At 31.8% G+C, this 17,995-nt stretch carries 15 protein-coding genes and 2 pseudogenes; 14 read left to right on the top strand and 3 right to left on the bottom strand.

Annotated features, from left to right (window positions below; genetic code table 11):
• Positions 1-13: 13 nt before the first annotated feature.
• From AABL52_RS14625 to AABL52_RS14590, 8 genes are all read left to right on the top strand, one after another.
• A complete protein-coding gene (locus tag AABL52_RS14625) occupies positions 14-577 on the top strand; it encodes a class I SAM-dependent methyltransferase (RefSeq protein WP_341517775.1) in 564 nt (187 codons plus the stop codon).
• Between the two features lie 118 nt (positions 578-695).
• A complete protein-coding gene (locus AABL52_RS14620) occupies positions 696-1,433 on the top strand; it encodes a hypothetical protein (RefSeq protein WP_341517774.1) in 738 nt (245 codons plus the stop codon).
• A 93-nt stretch (positions 1,434-1,526) separates the two neighbouring features.
• Positions 1,527-2,006 carry an SRPBCC family protein gene (locus AABL52_RS14615; protein ID WP_088096429.1) on the top strand — a complete coding sequence of 160 codons (480 nt, stop codon included), beginning with the start codon at positions 1,527-1,529 and terminating at the stop codon, positions 2,004-2,006.
• Positions 2,007-2,085: 79 nt separating this feature from the next.
• On the top strand, positions 2,086-5,256 hold the full coding sequence (locus AABL52_RS14610) for an ATP-binding cassette domain-containing protein (protein WP_341517773.1): 3,171 nt from the start codon (positions 2,086-2,088) through the stop codon (positions 5,254-5,256).
• Positions 5,257-5,713: 457 nt separating this feature from the next.
• Positions 5,714-6,019: a PadR family transcriptional regulator gene (locus tag AABL52_RS14605; RefSeq protein ID WP_308015527.1), complete on the top strand. Its 306-nt coding sequence runs from the start codon at positions 5,714-5,716 to the stop codon at positions 6,017-6,019.
• The gene (locus tag AABL52_RS14600) at positions 6,016-6,528 is read left to right on the top strand and encodes a hypothetical protein (RefSeq protein ID WP_140392463.1); all 513 of its coding nucleotides are present in this window, start codon (positions 6,016-6,018) and stop codon (positions 6,526-6,528) included. Before AABL52_RS14605 ends, AABL52_RS14600 begins: the two co-directional genes overlap by 4 nt.
• Positions 6,528-7,979, top strand: coding sequence for a serine hydrolase domain-containing protein (locus AABL52_RS14595; RefSeq protein ID WP_341517772.1), 1,452 nt, complete (start codon positions 6,528-6,530; stop codon positions 7,977-7,979). Before AABL52_RS14600 ends, AABL52_RS14595 begins: the two co-directional genes overlap by 1 nt.
• Positions 7,980-8,094: 115 nt before the next feature.
• Positions 8,095-8,904 carry a MerR family transcriptional regulator gene (locus AABL52_RS14590; protein WP_088096433.1) on the top strand — a complete coding sequence of 270 codons (810 nt, stop codon included), beginning with the start codon at positions 8,095-8,097 and terminating at the stop codon, positions 8,902-8,904.
• Positions 8,905-9,077: 173 nt separating this feature from the next.
• Here AABL52_RS14590 and AABL52_RS14585 read toward each other — a convergent pair.
• A pseudogene (locus AABL52_RS14585) lies at positions 9,078-10,507 on the bottom strand (IS4 family transposase).
• A gap of 205 nt (positions 10,508-10,712) precedes the next feature.
• Between AABL52_RS14585 and AABL52_RS14580 the strand changes: the two are divergent.
• The 5 genes and pseudogenes from AABL52_RS14580 to AABL52_RS14560 all read left to right on the top strand — a co-directional run bounded on the left by AABL52_RS14580 (position 10,713) and on the right by AABL52_RS14560 (position 15,162).
• On the top strand, positions 10,713-11,882 hold the full coding sequence (locus AABL52_RS14580) for an MFS transporter (protein ID WP_341517771.1): 1,170 nt from the start codon (positions 10,713-10,715) through the stop codon (positions 11,880-11,882).
• A 78-nt stretch (positions 11,883-11,960) separates the two neighbouring features.
• Positions 11,961-12,875: a phosphotransferase family protein gene (locus AABL52_RS14575; protein WP_336181619.1), complete on the top strand. Its 915-nt coding sequence runs from the start codon at positions 11,961-11,963 to the stop codon at positions 12,873-12,875.
• Positions 12,876-13,192: 317 nt separating this feature from the next.
• A pseudogene (locus AABL52_RS14570) lies at positions 13,193-13,429 on the top strand (helix-turn-helix domain-containing protein); the annotation flags it as partial.
• A 63-nt stretch (positions 13,430-13,492) separates the two neighbouring features.
• Positions 13,493-14,455 carry a helix-turn-helix transcriptional regulator gene (locus tag AABL52_RS14565; protein WP_088096434.1) on the top strand — a complete coding sequence of 321 codons (963 nt, stop codon included), beginning with the start codon at positions 13,493-13,495 and terminating at the stop codon, positions 14,453-14,455.
• Positions 14,456-14,529: 74 nt separating this feature from the next.
• A complete protein-coding gene (locus AABL52_RS14560) occupies positions 14,530-15,162 on the top strand; it encodes a type 1 glutamine amidotransferase family protein (protein ID WP_226545324.1) in 633 nt (210 codons plus the stop codon).
• 115 nt (positions 15,163-15,277) lie between these two features.
• Here AABL52_RS14560 and AABL52_RS14555 read toward each other — a convergent pair whose 3' ends face one another.
• Both AABL52_RS14555 and AABL52_RS14550 read right to left on the bottom strand, forming a co-directional pair.
• Entirely contained in the window at positions 15,278-15,934 is a 657-nt protein-coding gene (locus tag AABL52_RS14555; protein ID WP_341517770.1) for a hypothetical protein, read from the bottom strand.
• Between the two features lie 17 nt (positions 15,935-15,951).
• Complete coding sequence (locus AABL52_RS14550) at positions 15,952-17,178, bottom strand: MFS transporter (protein WP_098342420.1); 1,227 nt, start codon at positions 17,176-17,178, stop codon at positions 15,952-15,954.
• Between the two features lie 226 nt (positions 17,179-17,404).
• On the opposite strand from AABL52_RS14550, the gene AABL52_RS14545 reads away from it, so the two are divergent.
• Positions 17,405-17,980 carry an NUDIX domain-containing protein gene (locus AABL52_RS14545; RefSeq protein WP_341517769.1) on the top strand — a complete coding sequence of 192 codons (576 nt, stop codon included), beginning with the start codon at positions 17,405-17,407 and terminating at the stop codon, positions 17,978-17,980.
• Positions 17,981-17,995: the final 15 nt, after the last annotated feature.

Here is a 17,995-nt window from a genome sequence, read left to right as displayed (position 1 = left end):
TGAGGTGAAACTGATGGCAATAAAACAAGACGAAATTAAAGTAGTAGTCGGAGCTGGGGTGTTTGATAATAATCCAGGTTGGATACAAACGCAAGAAGATGAACTTAACTTACTAGATAAAGCAACGTGGGAAGAAAGATTTAAATACAATTCTATTTCAGCTATTTTAGCTGAGCATGTATGGGAACACCTTACATTTGAAGAAGGTGTAAGGGCAGCAGAAATTTGTTATGAATTTTTAAAGCCAGCAGGACACATTCGGTGTGGTGTTCCTGATGCGTTTTTCCAAGATGAAGCGTACCAAAATATAGTTCAAATAGGCGGACCAGGTCCGAAAGATCATCCAGCAGCAAGTCATAAAATCGTTCATAATTATAAAACCTTAACGAAAATGTTTGAAACTGCGGGGTTTGAGGTAGTTTTACTTGAATATTGTGATGAAAATGGTCAGTTTTATTACAACGAATGGGATGCAAACGATGGTGTTATTTTCCGTTCTAAAAAGTATGATTCTAGAAATAAAGGCGATAAACTTGGTTTTCCATTGCTAATTGTCGATGCGATTAAACTAAATTAAGTGCTTATAATATTAATTTATGAATTGTAGTGGAGTTTATTTGTTTATACTATTTTATTATAAAAATCGCAGAAAGTATTCTTTCTGCTTTTTATTTTGCAAAGGGGATGAATATACTATGCAACCTATAAAACAAGTGGCATTAACATGCATTACTCATGATCCAACAGGGAGCTTATTATCTACAATAAAAGAGCTAAAAGAGGAATTAATAAATTTAAAGTATGATAAAAAATATATAACAATTAGTAATGTAACAACTAAAGAAATTGTAAAAGAACTAGAGGAATGTGAATTCCATATAAATATAGTAGAAAAATCAGGGGTAGCGAACGCACGTAGGGATTGTTTGAAGTTTATTAGTAACCATGATCATGATTACTATCACTATTGTGACTTTGATCGTTTGCTAACTTGGATTAAAGAATATCCAGCTGAGCTTAATTCGTTCATTCAGAATATAGTAGATGTAGATTACTTAATTATTGGCAGAACGGAGAAAGCTTTTCAGACACACCCTGAAGAATGGCAAGTTACAGAAACAGTATCAAATAAAATTATGTCATTACAATTAGGGAAACAAGTAGATATTACAGCTGGTTCATGTGGGTTTTCAAAACAAGCAGTTGATTACATAATAAAATATTCTAAATGCAGAATGACTGATGGGGAATGGCCGATGATTATAAAAGAATTTACAGATTTTAAAATCGGGTATATTGCAGTAGATGGTTTAAAATACGTCAATAGTCTTAATCAAGATAATATTATTAATCCAATAAAAGCATGGTCAACCAGATTAGAACTTTCATGTGTAATAAGTCAATCAATTTTGAATCTAACAAAAAATCCTTAAACTAAGTGGGGGGTAATTGAGATTTCTTTTTTTAATGAAATCATGTAAAATAGAACGTATATTCGTTTTATTTTAAAAGGGGGTTAATTAATAATGTTCGCTGTAATAGATAAACAAGATAATGAATACGTAGTACAATTTGATCGTCATTTTTCATATTCAATAGAAGAGGTTTGGCCTGTATTAACAGAAAACAGTAAGCTTAAAAAATGGATGTCTAATTTACAGATTGAAAGCCTTAAAACAGGTGGCATAATCAAGTTTGACATGATGGACGGTTCATTTATAAATATTGATATTTTAGAGTGTCAAGTAAACGCAGTGCTTGAATTTACTTGGGATAAAGATCGTATCCGATTTGAAATACATAAAGAGGAAAATGGTACTCTTTTACTTCTTAAAGAATACATTCATGAATTAACAGATCATACACCGAAAGACATAGCAGGTTGGCATATTTGTTTAGATCTTTTTTCTTCCGTTCTAGAAGGAGAAGAAAAAGAATTTTCTAAAGATGAATGGCAACAGTGGTTTGAAATATATAAAGGTAAGTTTCTTGAAGTAAGAGGGTAATTACGTAATAGATTATATTTATTGTGTAATTATTATATCGTAAAAATGTCTTTTATGAAGAATAAGAATAGAGGTTAATATGAAAGTAAATCAATTAATTGCTAATAACATAAATAAATTAGATACAGCTATTCCATTTAATAAGTCGTTTGGAATCGCTGGTTTATCAGGATCAGGTAAAACAACTTTTTGTCAAACAATTGGCGAAGAATCAAAAAAACGATTAGTTTCTTTATTGCCAAAGGCTGAATATCAATATTTATTTCCTAATATCATGGAAACAAATTTTAGTGCTATTAAGATGGAGAATATGCCTTTAGTACTTTTTCTAGGAAAATCATCGATTTCTTCCAATCCACGTTCAACGTTAGGTACTCATACTGGTGTGTTTACTGAAGTTCGCGAAAAACTTGCTGAAGTATTTCATCTTTCCCCTGAGGTTTTTTCGTTTAATAATCAGTTAGGCTGGTGTACTGGTTGTAAAGGCCGAGGCACTACTAAAAATATTGAGTGTAAAAAATGTAAGGGAAAACGTTATAGTGAAGAAATCGAACAACATACGATAGATTTATTTGCTAAACCACATACAATTTCAAATATTAATGATTTAAGTGTTGAGTCTATTCTTTCGTTAGCGGAAGAGTTAAATATTAGTGAAGCGAAACAACATATACTGCAAAATATAATTAATATGAACATTGGTTATTTAACATTAAATCGAATTATGGGTACTTTGTCAGGTGGAGAGTTAACAAGACTATATTTGGCTGAATTCATGGCAGTAAGTGAAAATGCTGTAATTATTATTGATGAGATTTCAGTCGGACTTGATCATGAAACATTATTACAAATATTAGAAGAGATTAAGCAGTTAGGGTGTAAAAATCAAATTTGGCTCATTGATCATTCAGATACAGTATTGGATACAACAGATGAGCAATTGTTCTTTGGACCTGGTAGCGGAAAATATGGTGGGCAAATTGTGAAAGAGTCACCAAGACCAAAACCAATACTGTCGGATTTAAATAAAGAAGTGCCAACAGAATATTATACATTCCAAGAATTATATTGCCGTAATATCCAAATGGTGGAGTTTCAAATTCCTAAAAATAGGCTTGTAACGGTTACAGGAGAATCTGGATGTGGGAAATCTACACTTGTCAATGAATGTTTAGCTACAGATTTCATGAAACGATATCAAAAAGATAAATTAGTTATGGTAGGACAAGATCGAAATCAATCCATTACAAGTCGATCAACTGTAGCCACTTTCCTAGATATTAAAAAGAAATTAACAAAATATAGCGAAGATATTGATGATTTTTTTGAGCGTTCGATTGAGGATATTATTGATGAACTTCCAAATGAAGATATTGCGTATAAACGCTTGAGTCTACTAATTAAATTAGGACTTGGTTATTTAACGTTAGAACGAAAAACACAAACATTATCAACAGGTGAGTTTCAATGTGTTCATTTAGTTTCGGAGTTATTTGCAAATACTAGAAATACACATACATTATTTATTTTTGATGAGCCTTCAAAAGGTTTATCACAAAATATTTTAAATCAATTTATAGATAGTGTTAGAGGGATATTGCAAGATGAATCAGTCTCTATCATCATGATTGAACATAATAGCTACATGTTAGAAAGCTCTGATTATATTGTAGATTTCGGGAAAAGACAGCTTGAATCTATAAAGCATCTTGATGTACTAAGTCATGAAGAATATTATCGTCAAAAAAGCAGCGTAAATCATGCTGAGCAAATACATATTTCTTCAGCACTTAAGCATAAAGAAGGCGTTCACTATTTAGAAGGAAATCATATTAACTCTTTTAAAAATGCCGAAAATGTTTATAAGGGTGGTATTTTAAAAAGTTTATCATCAATGGCCCGTTTAATTTATGGTGAATATAAATCTGATACAATTGCTCCTGTTGTTGCTATTGATCTTGAAAGACATTTATATAGTCAATATAGTTTCTTATATGAAATTGGTGGATTAATTAATCATATTGTAGCTGCTCATCCAACTAATAAAGATACGAGAAGTTTTGATTTCTATTCACAGGACAATCATTGTCCATCTTGTTCTGGACGTCTTCAAATTGAAGTTTTCGATAAAGATATTACAATTCAAGATAAAAATGTTCCATTTTGGGACGGTTTATTCGATCCGGAAATCATGAAAGTATTAAAATTTTATCAATATGAAAAAATAGAATTCCTATTTGAAGAAATTAAAAATGAGCTTGGTCACGATTTATCAAAGAGCTATAATGATATGTCAGAAGAAGAAAAGCATACGTTTTGGTACGGATATTTTGAAAAATCATTTTATGATAAAAAAGGAAAGACACGCAGAACATGGGTAGGATTTAATACGATTATTGGTGGATATATTGTTATTTCAAAAGCAGCTATTAAAGAAGAAATTAAGACTTCTAAAGAAATGATGACATGTCCAATTTGTGAAGGGACGGTTTTAAATCATCATAAACCACTTAAATTTGGTAACTTCGATATTCGTGAAATTATCAATCAACCAGTTGATGAAGTGTTGAAAATAATCGGTGATTTACCTGCGCTTCATAAATTGAAGTCTATAGTTGGTGGCGATATGAAATTGACAGAAGATGTTTCTTTATTGCCAAGGAAAGCACAAGTTGCACTGAAAATGTTGGAATTAGAACAGGCAAGCTTTTCAAACTATGAAATAGTGTTACAAAATGTTTTACCATTTTGGGACGAAATAAAAGGAAGTATTGAATCCATTAGCGTTAATAATCAAGTAACTATTTGTGATTTCCCTAATGTATATGAAACGAGAGAAAACATTATAGATAAGTACTTCACAAACGGTAAATATAAAAAACTTACGTATGTATACGAGGCGTTTGGATACAAAAAATTAGTTACCCAAATTAATAAAATTAGAAAAAATAATCCATGTCCATTTTGTAAAGGAAAGAAAGTTATAACAGAAGATAATCTACATGACGGCGTGTTTAAATTAACAATCCCATGTGTAACTTGTAATGCAACTGGTATTAGTGATGAAGGACTAAAAGAAGTTGTTGAGGCTGTGGATATACAAACATGGTTAACTGGAAAAGTTAGTGATATTGTGGATGAGAGTTTATTAACAAAAGCTGTTTCGCAAATACCAATTTTTAATCGCATTCGCGAATTGGATAAACGAGATATGATGGCGGTTTATGAATGTCTTGAGTGTAATCATTAAAGTTTTATTAGCTTATGTGTTATTAAATAACTAACTTAATTAACACAACTTATATAAAACATAATTTTTTAATGAAAATTGTATTAACTCAGTATAATTAATCTAAAGTAATAAAAAAGATCCAACTTCTTAATGTCAAAGTTAAGAAGTTGGATCTTTTTATTTTTATGTCCTGCATACAATATTTCTCACTAAGGAAAGAAGTGAGGAAGGTAAGTAAGTAAGGAGAGATGAAAAGCTAAAAGGGATAAAAAGTTGATATATTATGTAATAATTATATTATAAAAGTGATAATTAAGGGTTAAAAACAGTTCATAAGTGATATTTGTACTTATTAATCTTTTTGTTTTGTTGTCTGATTTTTCGAATTTAACAGAAATATATACTTGAATGAAGTATATATTTCTGTTAAATTTATCCTATGGATAGAACAAGTTTAATTAAAGGTCATTTAGAAATGTGTGTATTATCTATTTTGTCGATAAAGAAAAGTTATGGTTATGAGATTATGAAAGAACTTGAAGTAAACAATCTAAAATTGAAAGGAGTAGGAAGTATTTACCCCATTTTAACTAAGTTGAAAAATCAAGAGTGGGTTAATACTTATCAAGAAGTAACAGACAGTGGTAAAGTTAGAATTTATTATGAGATTAATGAAAATGGGAAAATACGTCTTGAGAAGAAAATTAATGAGTGGTTAGAATTGCAATCGGATATTCAAACATTATTAAAAAGCGGTTTGAAAGGAGACCTTTTGAAATGAGGAATAGATTAATAGGTAAAGAAAAGCAATTTTTAACAGACGTACTTAAGGAATTGAAGCAATACGATATTAGTTTAGAAGAAAGGGGAAATATTAAGCGACAAATATTAGAACATATTCAAGAATGTCGTGAACATGGTGAAGATAGTATAGAGGATCTAGGTACACCTCAATTATTTGTTCAAGATTTTATAGAAATAAATGAAATTGATTTACAGGTTAAAATGAAACAACTTCAAAATAAAAAGAGAAAATTTAACACATTTATCTTACATGGCATATTCATCGCATTTATTACTTACCTCATCTCGCAAACTACATTTTCATTAGTTTTAACTGAATCATTTAATTCAACTAATAGAAAAAATGCATTTAATTATAATATTTTATATCGCATTTCAGAGAATCAATGGTGGAATGCTTTATTGATAATGATTAGTTTTACGCTCTCTGTAGTAGTATTTATTAGTTTAGTAAGTTATAAAAAAAGAAAGCATCTTAAAGTATAATGAAGAATACGATCTATAAACTGTCTCTAATTTATATTCTTTGTAATATATTAATATTATGTATCATACCTTCAAAAGTTTACGCTCAGCAAAATGTTAAAGTTACATTAGATAAGTATATTGAAAAATTTATAAAGGAGCAGAACATTCCGGGAGCTTCTGTTGCAATTGTACATAATAAGGATGTATTCTTCACAAAAATGATGGGGATTACTGGAGAATCTGAAAAAAAGATAACTAGTAAAACACCATTTGCAATCGGCTCAATAAGTAAATCTTTAACAGCTTTAGCTATATTGAAATTAATTGAAGATAAAAAAATAAAATTAGAGGATTCAGTTCAACAACACCTTCCTTGGTTTAAACAAAAAGACAATCAATTAACCTCCACTATGACAATCCGACACCTACTAACTCACACAAGCGGAATAAACACATACGAAGGTTTGGCATTATCAGATATACAATCTAAAAGCTCTTCAGCTATAAAAGAAAATGTAATGAAACTATCAAATGTAAAATTAACTGCTCCACCAGGTGAAAAATATCAATATAGTAATGCGAATTATATAATACTTGGTGCGCTTATTGAGGCCGTCACAAATGAAACATATTCATCATATATGGAAAAGTATGTTTTTCAGCCGTTAAATATGAATGGTGCGGCAGCAAGTAAAGAAACTGCATATGAAAAAGGTTATTTAACAGGTTATCAGTCGTGGTTTGGCATACCAAGAAAAAGTGTAGTGTCCTATGATAATGCAGGGGCACCGTATGGCTATATTACTGCAAATTTAGAAGATATGATTCAATATATTATGTTTTTGAATCGGCCAGAGGATGCTCAATTTTTAAAGCAAGAAAACATGGATCTTTATCTGTCCCCACTTTATAAAATAAATTCAGAAAAAAGTTATGGTTTTGGATTAAGAACAACAAATATAAATGAAAGCGAAACGATGATTTGGCATTCAGGATCAACGCCTGATGGTCGTGCAGAAATATTTACTTTAAATAAAAGTGGCTGGAGTGGTGTGATTTTAACGAATAAAAATCATGTATTAGAAGAAACCGCACTATCAGTATTGAAAAAGGGAATTATTAGTATTTTGAATGGAGAAGAACCGGTTGATCCCCATAGAAACATACCATTTACACAAATTGTTATGTTTACAGTTTTACTCGCGCTTTTCATTTCATCAATTATGCTAATTAAAAAATATAAACATAAGAAAACTGTTAAAAAACTAACTTGGTTATTCGTAGGGAATCTATCCCTATTATTATCTATTATTTTCATCCCACTGCTTATTTATAGTACAAGTTCACCATGGCGTACGATTAAAATATTTGCGCCAGACGTAGCTTTAATTACAAGTATTATTGTAACTTTATTAGCTGTGAACGGACTAATATCAATTCTTATAGCCTTAAGAAGGAAGAAAGTATAATGGGAAATAATTAAAGAAATATAATTCAAGTGTTAAAAACAGTTTACTCTCACACGATGTCATTGTTTAAGATAAAGTTGAACTTCGAAGTAGATGTGAATTTTAGGAGGAAATCATGTTTAAAATAGGGGATTTTTCAAAACTATCTTCCATTAGTATACGTATGTTGAGACATTACGATAAAGTGGAATTATTACAACCAGTAAAAGTCGATGAGCAAAGTGGATATCGATACTATTCAGCAGCCCAATTAAAGAAAGTAAATCGAATTCAAATGTTAAAAGGTATGGGATTTAATATTGCTAGTATTAAAGAAATAGTAGAATCCGATAATATAGATGGTATAAAGGAACAATTTTTAAATCGTAGTGCTCAAATTAAGGAAGACATGAATAACCTCCAAAAACAATTACGTCTTCTCGAAGCCTCAATAAAAACGATGAGAGAGGATGTTGTTGAGATGAACTATCATGTTTCAATAAAAGAAATTCCAGAAAGAAATGTAGCTAGTGTTAGAAAGATTATTCCATCTTATAATCGCGAAGGGGATTTATGGGATATATTAATGCAAGAAATACAAATGAAAAATAGTAGTATTGCACATCCGAATTATAGTATTGCGGTTTTCCATGATCGTGAATACAAAGAAAATGATGTAGATGTAGAAATACAGCTAAGTATTTTAGGTAAGCATGAAAATACAAAAGATGTTACATTTAAAAAGATTGAATCCACTAATGTAGCTTCCATAACGGTTAATGGAAGTTATGAACAAATGACAGCTGTAAATGAAGCTGCGGCAAAATGGATTGAGACAGAAGGTTACGAATTAGCAGGCCCGATGTTTAATATTTATCATGTGAGCCCAGCGATGGAATCGGATCCTAATAAGTGGGTTACAGAAGTTTGTTATCCAGTAAAATGATGACAAAGAAAAAAGGCATTAATTATATGCCTTTTTTTCTTTATGGGCTACCGTCACATGCCCATCAAGCTAACCAAGTAACTTACTAGATATGGAACGATCCTTGGTTCAAAACTAATAATTGATAGAAAAGTAGGCATACTAAAGAAGCATATTAAAATCTGATTTTTTCGCTAGGCAGATTGTCTATGCTTCACCGTCGTTTTATACACAATCCCTAGAATATCAAAGACGGTCATTTTCTTATACCGATGACATTTACGACCGTTCTTTTTGAGCAGTAGATAAAGACGATGCAAAATTTTCAAAAGTTCTTCTGTGCCACCGGCTATCGCTTGAAACAGTAACGGAAAGTAATCTTTAATCATATAAATCGCTTTGTATTCACTCAGCTCCTGCTTTGTTTTTTCAAGCAGAAACTGTCGCATTTGAAACATCGTAGAAGAACAGAGGAGAATGCCGATGAGTTGTCCATATAAATGGCACTCTAGGCGTTCTCTTTTAATATTTTTACATTCATCAATTTCAAAAAATGACTTCCACGTTTTAAACAAAATTTCAATCTGCCAACGAAGTGAATACAGTGAGTGCACGTAGTTCATTGGTACTCCTTCTAGAGATGTGTTCGTGATATATACATTCATACCCATTAAACGTTTACTTTTATCCTTCATGACAATGCCTTTTTTCTTTTCACGTATCGCTTGGTTTTTCAGGCGTGTTTGCGTTTGATCATCGGTTAAACGATGGATAATAACACGTGCTGGAAGCTTCTGATTTTGTCCAATGTATGCCTCGGAAATTTCTATTGTTTCACCAGGGATTAGGCTCGACATTATTTGTGTCATATCAAGCTGTATGTATTCTGTTTGCTTTTTTAACGTGCCGTTGTTGAAGTATTCTGGCTCAGGATTCTTGATATAAATGCGTGTATTCAGCTTCAACCGCGAGATATAGTAAGCCTCTTTATCATGAATAGTTTGTAAGTCTCCTAAATCGAAGTAACCAAGATCACGTAAACACGAATCGCCCGCCTCTACGGTTTCAAGGCAGATGGTACCGTATGTTTTATCATTATTCTTTCCTGGCCCAAGCTGCACGTTAAGAAATTGACCACTAAGTAAATCATATTCCAATTGGATTTTCACGCCTGCCGTATTACTATTTCCACCTGAACCTTGATAGTCAGTGGCGAAATGGTCAGGCAGTTGAAACACTGTTGCATCTAAAATACGGATACGATTGAAAGTAGAGATCATGTGTGCAGAAAGTGAGTGATTTGAACAGAGTTTTTGTTTGAGAAGAGAAGTAAAGACTTCTCGAAGAAATGCGACAGTTGCTGGATTAAAGCGTTGATTCAATCCTTCTGAGCTCATCAGTACTCCAGTTGAAGCTTCTAACTGACTGCACAAATTGTAAGTGATGCGCTGGCGACTTCTTGACTGAGCCATACGCAAAGGGCAATGAGTTCGTTCGCTTGATACTTACTAGATCGCTGTACAAAGCCAACTTGTTTGGCGATATCTTGTAGGACTACTGGAGATAAAAAGTATTGTAGCTCTTGTGCGAAAAGATTCAGCTCATTTGAAATAATAGGATTCATTAAAAACACCATCCTTTCTCATAAACTTCTTACGATAAGCAATAGCGTTTTTCTATTTTGAGGATATGATTTTAACTTCGCTTGACGGGCAAGTGGTGAGATACCTTATAAGAATAAATTATAAATATAGATAAATAAATTGTAATTTACTCTATTGAAGTGATGCACCTAAAATGAAGATAACAATTATATAAGGGGTAATTTTATGAATAATAAATTGAAATATTTATTAGGGATTAGCATTACCGGATTTGGGGATGGAATTCAACAAATTGCCTTGCTATGGTATATTTTTCATTTAACAGGACAAGCAACTTCTATCGGATTAATGATTGCAATTTATTATATACCAAGTATCATTTTAACACCTTTTGTGTCTGTTTATGTAGATCATCATGATTCTAAAAATATTGTTGTTCTAACAGATAGTATTCGATTTGTACTTGTTTTAATCATGGCAATACTTATTTTCATAAAATTTGAATCAGTATTTATTTTTTACATTATGCAATTCTTATTAGCAGTTTGCTACACTGTTTACAAACCTGCATCTTCTGCATTTATTAAGGAAGCATTCTGTAATCATGATATACCATTTGTTATATCAAAAGCATCTTCATTAAATGAAGCAGCATTACTAGTGGGAACTGGTATATCTGGGTTATTTCTAGTTAAATTTTCTTTAGCCACTAGTTTCTTTATTAATTCTGTAACATTTTTAGTTGCGGCCATTTTCTTTTCTTCTATAAAAAGAATGAACCCTAAAAAAGTAAAAAATACAAGAATATCCTACCTTGCAGAATTAATATCGGGATGGCGTTTTATTAATCAAACAGAAGGAATGAAGTACTTACTGTTTTTATCCATTTTGAATAGCATTAGTATACAAATGACAACAACTTTATTATTACCTCTTGCAGAACAGTTTGAAGGAGGTAGCGGACTTTACTCAATATTTGAGATAGCATTTTCAGTAGGAGGAATTATAGCAGGCTTGATTGCTATCTATTTTTTTAAAAAGTTTAAACATAAAGTTATTTTTATTACGATGATGGGTATGGCAACCTCTTCTTTTTTATTATATTTGAATGACTATAAAACAACGGCCGTTATTTGTATATTTATAATGGGGCTATTTACCATGTCGCATTTGATTATCGTGCAAACGTTAATACAGTTGAATACTACAACAGAATATATTGGCAGGGTAATAGGCTTAAGAACAATTCTAGCATCATTTGTTAAGATATCTTCTGCTCTGTCGACTGGTATTTTAATAACTCATATGGGAGTGAATAATATTTTACTTTTATTTTCTATCTTAATATTGGCTAGCTTTATTACGATTGGAAATATAAAAAAACACATGTATTAAAATGAAGGGAAATACATCTGGAAGATTATTCAGAGATGCTATTACGGGTTGTAAATAACTTGCGAATCGAGGGGTAAAATGGTTAATATACGTTCGAAAACAGAAGAATTAAGGGCGAAATTAAAAACTATATTGAATCGAGAATATAAAGAATTGGCTGTTCAGGAGTTAAAAGTAATAGGAAATGGAGTACAAAATATTGTGTTCCGAGGGGATTCGGAAAAAGGACCTTTAGCATTTCGAGTACCTTGGGAACGTGAAGTGAAAAATATAAATGAAGGGTTGTTTAATAGTCGAATCTCATTGCAAAAGGAAGCGGAGCTTTCTAAGTTTTGTAATTCTAAAGACATTCCAGTGCCAAAGGTTCACGGACTGCACCTTTCTACGGAACTTGATTTTTTAATTTCAGATTACCTGGCTACTGATCATATTCCAATTTCTGCTTACAAAATAGGAGAAGTAGTTAATAAGCTCCATAATATGCCAATTGAAGATTTAAATTACCAACATAGGAATAGGAAACCATCTAGCAAGTATATAGCTGAACGTCTCGTAAAAAGAGTAGAAGGATTTAATAAAATTACACATTGCGATATTGAATTTCCTGATATATCGATAATTGAAGAGGTTCTTAAACAAGCAGATCATGTAAAAAAATTATTACATATGGACATTCGACCAGCAAATCTAATTGGATATAACGGAGAAGTTAAGGCGTTGGTTGATTGGGATAATGCTCTAGTTGGTCACCCGCTGTTAGAACTTATGAGGATAGCTGAAACTAATGAAATTGATTGGTATGAATTTAAAGATGGATATAAGAATAAAGATATCTTTGAATCTATTCCTCGTATTGTCAGCTTATTTTATCAGCTTGATACAGCGGTAATGCTTGCAAATCTGTTTATAGCGCAACTGAAAATAGAGGAAAAAGGCATATTCTATAAAGAACGTGTGAAAACACTTCATGATGAAATACATAGATATTTATAAAAATAAATAAAAGATGCTTTGACATAGGAGGCCCACTACATCGTCATCAAGCTAAGAATATGAATTTCCCCAAAACAATAAATACGAGCAAAATGCACAAAATTTTCGTTCTAGGGGTAATATGAGATTTTAACTTGATGGGCATGGGGTACCGTCAGGGAAAAGCGGGTTTACAACGCTAAGCCTATTGTCATGACGTTACTCTCGTTTTTAACAATGTTAAGAAAGTTTCAGTGGTCTTAAAGAATCTAATGAGATTACTGTTATTCTCCTAGCAAATTAATATGTTTCCAGAAAAAGGTGACATATGGTGCAAGATTACGGTTATGGCGGGTGTAAACCAACCAGAACGTGATCTTATCCGTATGCGGTAGCGTGAAGGAATTGAACTGGCTAAGAAAGAAGGAAAGTTTAAAGGTCGGTTAAAGAAGTACCATAAACATCATGCAGTAAAGCTTAATAAAGAGGGAGATATGACTGTAAATCAAATTTGTGAAATTACAAATGTGTCTAGGTTCTCATTATATAGAAAGCTATCGGAAAGGAACAGTTGATGAGTTATACTAAAAATAGGAAATATACAATTGAAAATAAATTTCATATAGAGGTGGAATTATATGCCTAAAATTGACAATATGTTAGCAATTCTATGGATGCTTCGTTCAGGTGAAAAAATTACTGCAAAACAAATTTCAGAAAAGTTAGAGATGAATATAAGGACTGTGTATCGTTATATTGATACAATTTCAACAAGTGGCGTACCTATCATTTCAGAACCAGGACATAACGGTGGATACACTTTATTGAACAATTTTATTGAGGCTCCTCTTTTTTTTGATTTTGAGGAGCAAACTGCATTATTTCACGCTGCTGTTTTTGCAGAAGAAGCGGGATATTATGGAGGTGAAGCACTAAATAGGGCTATTTCAAAACTAAGTAAATACTCAAATCAAGAGCAGGAAACAAAGATAAACCAACATTTAGCTAGTCTTGAAGTAATAAGTCGATTAAGTTCGCTCTCTATGGAACCTTTTTTGAAGGAGTTGGAACAGGCCGTAGCTGACGGGTATTCAGTAAAAATTCTTTACCATAAAAGTGGCGAAAAGCAATTAAATTATAGATTGGTCGATCCGTACAAAATTATCTATTGGAATAATAAGTGGTATGTGATTGGATTTTGTCATCTTAGGAATGATATCCGTAGTTTTAGAGTAGATCGAACTGAAAGTCTAATGCTAACAGAAAATAAGTTTAACCGACCAGAAAAATTTTCAGCACGTGACTTTTTTATAAATGGTCTTCTTCCAACTATAGAAGATAAGGAGGGGATTATTTCTTTGGTTATTAATGGGGATAAAAGTGTATTGGCTGATATTTGCCAACACTGGTTTTTAGGACATTATTTACAAGAACGGACTTCAAATCAAGCAGTTTTTCTTCTTGAAAAAGATATGATACATACATATGTACCTTATTTACTTTTACCGTACAATAAATCTATTAAAGTTATTGAGCCAATCAGTCTTAAGAAAAGACTTGTTGAAGTTCTGTCGGAATTAATAAAATTTCATCAAGTATGATAACTTCCCTGACGTTAACTGTCAGGGAAGTTATATTATAATAGCTATATAAATTGTGATTGGAGTGTTATTGGATGCAAACAAAAAAAGCTTTTCTATATGTATTTAATACAATGTCGGATTGGGAATATGGATATTTAATTGCTGAATTAAACTCAGGAAGATATTTCAAAAAAGATTTAGCACCTTTAAAAGTAATTACAGTAGGAGCTAATAAAGAAATGATTACTACTATGGGAGGACTGAGCATAAAACCAGATATTTCCCTTGATGAATGTACTCTTGAGAGTAAAGATCTTTTAATTTTACCAGGAGGGACTACTTGGAGTGAAGAAATTCATCAACCTATCTTGGAAAGAATTGGCCAAGCTTTAAAGCTTGGTACTATTGTTGCTGCAATTTGTGGTGCAACTGAGGGCCTCGCGAATATGGGATACTTAGATACTAGAAAGCATACAAGTAATAACTTAGAATATACTAAAATGGTATGTCCTAACTATAAAGGAGAAAAGTTCTATGAGCTGGGATCTGCGGTAGCGGATGCGAATTTAGTTACTGCATCAGGAATAGCTCCTCTGGAATTTGCAATGGAGGTACTGAAAAAAATAGATGTATTTACACCAGATACATTACATTCATGGTATAACTTAAATAAGACTCATAAACCTGAATACTTCTTCCAGTTAATGAATTCAATAAATAAATGAAGTAACTGAAAAGCTCAATTTCTCTATTTTGATTAGTAGAGAAGTTGGGCTTTTTAATTTGGAGTTTCCTTATCGTTGTAAATTCGTATTTTCCTGACGCGCCACCTTTATTAACTTATCCGTAAATATCAAGAGAAATTACTTCTTGATTCGATTCGTCAACTACTAGTACAATTTTATTTGCAAATGTACAAAATGAGCGGATTGTAATGGAATCCTTTAATGACTCTTTTAAAAACCAACCTGTTGGTACTAAAGAAATGCAACCTTCTTTTTGAAAGAATGAATGTTTGAGGAAATATGCTATTTCTTGAGTTTCTTTTAAGAACATCGGAGCAATGCAATCGAATAGTACAGAATAATATTTTAATGTTCTTCTACCGACAATTCTATTAAAAGAACAACTTCGGTATAAATCAGGCACTACGGGATATATACCGTTAGTTAGAAGTGCTTTTAAAGTTTGTTTTGATTCTTCCTTTAAACCTATCATGAAAATTTCATGTAATTCATTATTAATATAAACTTGTTTCACATCTTTATAGTGAGGGATTAATTCATTTTTAACTATATTTAAAGTAATGTCATTTGTAATGGGAAAGGACGTATAAACGTCCTCTTCAAGTATGACATCCATGCCACTGAAAAGTTGGCAAATTGGACTGAGAGAAGTATTTGAAGATACAGGAGGTGCCTTTTCTATATAAAAATCTTCATTTATAGTAGGTGCTGGATATTTTTGCTCTTCGATTTCAATTAACCAATCATACATAATTATCTTTCCTTCCATCATAGTTTTCGTATTGGACTATATAGTGCAATAAAAACTTCAAGTAGCTTCGTGAAAGCAGCTAAAGCAAATACAAGTACTGGATTATAGGCTGAAATAATACCTCCTACTAATGCCCCGAGTGGCATAGCTAATCGTGTAAGTACACGTGAAAATCCAAAAACCCTTCCTTGTATATTTGATGGAACGGTTTCTTGGCGAACTGTGGCTACAATTATATTCCATGCAATATTGCAAGTCATTGCAATACCGAAAGCAATGCCAGGAGCAAACCAATATGTACTCCAAAGTGCGAAAGTTAAGCCAATTGCTCCAGCGAATAGGAGTAAAGGAATTAGAAGGCCGCGCTGCAATCTCTTTTCTAAAGGAACTGCAATCAAGCTTCCTAAAATCCCACCTATGCTAATTAATGAATAATTAAAGCCACTTTGCTCCGGGGTAAGTTGCAATGTGGATAGTAAATAATACATGAATACACCTAAAACCGCACTTGCTCCAAAGTTTCCAATCATAGCTTGAAGAGATAAAGCTAAATTTAAGCAATCATTTTTGAGCCATTTAAACCCATTAAACAAATCAGATAGAACATTTTGAAGTGTATTTTTATCATTATTTTGGCTGTCTACAGTTTTAATTGATGGTAATAGCATCACAGCAACTAATGTTGCAATAAATGAAAGAACATTAATCCAAAGCACTTGAAAGCCTCCAATAAAAGATATGAAAATCCCAGCTATCATTGGACCAAACAAACTAGCCAATTGATTGATCATTTGATAGAAAGAATTAGCCTTCGTTAATGATGCTCCTGCGATGTGTGGAATGACTGTAACAGTTGCTATATCAAAAAGCATAGACATAACTGCTAAGATAAAAGTAATTACGTATAAATGCCAGATTTCTAATAGATGTAATGTATGTAGAATGGGGACAAGACTTACTAAAATAATATTGGTAATATCCGCTATCCAAAGTAACTTTTTTCGATCGTATCGATCAATTATTACACCAACTAAAGGACCAAATAAAACAATTGGCAATACATTAATAGCAAATAAAGAACTCATAATTACAGCTGAACCGGTTAATTGATAGGCAATCCATGGAAGCGCAAAAGTATACAGTGAATCCCCGATTCGTGAAATGAGTAAACCAAAAATAAATATCTTGTATTCTTTCGAAAAAGTTGTCTTTACGGTAAGCTTGCGTTCTAGTATAAATTTCACACTGTTTGAACCACCTTTATTATAGAGGAATTTGAAAATAATCCGTCCAATATTTATTATGTATAGAATTCTATGATTCTTTTGTGAATCCTACTTTTTAGATGTATTTTTAAATTTTAAGGAGGAAATAAAAATGAAGGCAGTATTTTGGATTGAAGAGAATTTAAGAACATAATAAAATTATAGTAAACTAATTTGTAAAATGGTTAATTCAGGAGGGAAAATATTGATGCATATAGATAAGAATGTAAGAACATCTGGTGCGTATGTAATGTATAAAAATTTATTTGTTTTTCAGGTTGGACCAAATAGTAAAGGCGATACATTAGGTGTAGTAAGGCTTGGTGGACATAAAGAAGGCGAAGAAACAGCGGTAGAAACTGCTAAAAGAGAAGTGAGAGAAGAAGCTGCTATAGATATTACTATTTTGAGTTCACCAAGTACATATTATAAAGAGAACTGGAATGCGCAACCTAAGAAAATAAAAGTAGAAAATGAAATCAATCCAATATTAATTATTGATAGTCCAGATGAAACTTTATCTACTATGTATATGGCACATGCAGAAAATGAACCAACTCCATCCTCTGAAACGAACGGGCTCTTATTACTTTCAGTAAATGATATTAGGCTTATTTGTAGTAAGGAAATAACACTAAACGATTATATTAAACAAGGTGGAATGGCTATATTGAAAGAAAAAATAAATAAAGATTTAATCTTACAACCTTTTCCACAACTTATGTTTTTAGCAGAACTTTTAAAAAAGGATCCTGTATTGCTTCAGCAGATTCTAAATTAGCAACAAAAGCCACCT

Source organism: Bacillus paramobilis (assembly GCF_038096195.1).
GTDB classification, from domain to species: Bacteria; Bacillota; Bacilli; order Bacillales; family Bacillaceae_G; genus Bacillus_A; species Bacillus_A mobilis.
This window is presented reverse-complemented; position numbering and strand designations above follow the sequence as displayed.